This is a genomic window from Arenibacter lacus (genome assembly GCF_008711145.1).
Lineage (GTDB): Bacteria > Bacteroidota > Bacteroidia > Flavobacteriales > Flavobacteriaceae > Arenibacter > Arenibacter amylolyticus.
Map to the genome: position 1 here is coordinate 1 of NZ_VVIN01000160.1, position 1,563 is coordinate 1,563.

1 protein-coding gene and 1 pseudogene are annotated in these 1,563 nt (G+C 39.7%); one reads left to right on the top strand and one right to left on the bottom strand.

Features of this window, described 5'->3' with window-relative positions:
• A partial coding sequence (locus F1E73_RS16915; protein WP_223883499.1) for a hypothetical protein occupies positions 1-553 on the top strand: 553 nt, incomplete at its 5' end.
• A gap of 865 nt (positions 554-1,418) precedes the next feature.
• Here the strand turns inward: F1E73_RS16915 and F1E73_RS18160 are convergent.
• Positions 1,419-1,563, bottom strand: a pseudogene (locus tag F1E73_RS18160) (IS91 family transposase); the annotation flags it as partial.

Consider the following 1,563-nt stretch of genomic DNA (forward strand, 5'->3'; position numbering starts at 1 on the left):
CGTTGTGTACAATACGATGAAACGAACTTTAAACATATTTCTGTTGTTAATTACAACCTTGGGTTATTCACAAAATATCTCGGAATCTGATGTGTTTAAAAAAATCATTGATTACGAAATTGGAAAAGGTGTACGAGGAATTTATGTCCAATGCGAAAAACCGAAAACCTCCTTCGACGCAGAAGATTTCAAAGCAGTAACTGGACTTAATGTACCCGAAAATATCCTAAAAGAAATTGAACTAAACGAATCAAAAAGTAAAATTGGGATTTGGAATTCGGAATTAATAATCGAATTGAATTTCGGCGAGGATTTCATCAAAAGCAAAAAATGTTTGATTAAAAAAGACGCTGAACAACTTTTCAAAAAGACAAAGAAAAGACAAAATATTATCTCGATAAGTGAACCTATTTTTGATAATAATTACGAAAATTGTGTCGTTTCTGTATCCTATTTGAAGTTTACTGGAAGTGCTTATGGTAAGAAATATTTTCTAAAAAAAGTTTACGGAATCTGGACAGTAATAGTCGAATATGAAATCTGGATGACGTGAAAAAGTACTGTACACAACAAAACCTAAACGTAATGCGTGGTTTTGGGCTAAATTGAAAGGTCTGTGTATATTTATGAAGTCGCTAAATCTTATGGATTTAGCTTTGGACAAGAAAAAAAATAAAACTTAACAATAAGCTTTAGCTTCGTGCGTAGACGGAAACGAATAGTTTACTTGCCTGCGCACTACGCTTAGCCGAACCGTTAGAAGGTTATTTGCAATAAAAATTAGAGCAGCTTCGTGCTTTCCCTTTTTTTGCTGCCTACCCTATAGCTCGACCTATCGGTGCGCAAGTAGTACGTTTATCAGGGCAGCAAAAAATCTACGGTTTGCCATTCTCAGGATCGGGATTTCATAAGGCTTTGGGATTTCAAAATAGAGCAGCGTACGGGGCTTATCCTTTTGCCGCCAGTACGGAATCGTTGCGTAAGCGGTACGCAGGTCGACTTTTGGCTTGCCCTTTCCCGCCCAGGTTTTATAAAACGCTAAATTATATTTGTGCTTACAAAGGTTTCGGCTGGATTGAAAATGCGGCAAAAACCACGTGGATTTTTCCATTGGCTTGTCCGTTTGTGTAAGGTTTGGGCTGCAAACAACCTCTAATAACTAAGTCTTCGTGTGGTCGGTACGGCCAAACATGAAGACCTTGTTGACTGAACCGGGTTTGGTTGCGCTTTACTATGGGGATTGCTACGGTTTAAATGAGTTTTATAGATGGATATCGATGTCCTCTCCGGACCATGAAGTTTTCAATAATCACTGCTTCTTTTCTGGCCAGGTTCTTTTATTATATTTCTGTACCCTTTTCCCTGTCTAGGACGATCTTTTCTTGCCAGTTATCTTGATCTTGGCCATGGGCATCCCCTTACGCTGTTTGGGGCGTTCTTCTTGGGGCGCTATTTTTGAGTCGATCGGACCATGCTTTGGGCGGGCCACGGCTATCGAATACTGCTACGGTTACCATAATCCCGATCTGGCAGCAAGGACATCGGCGATGTTTCAAGGGAGGC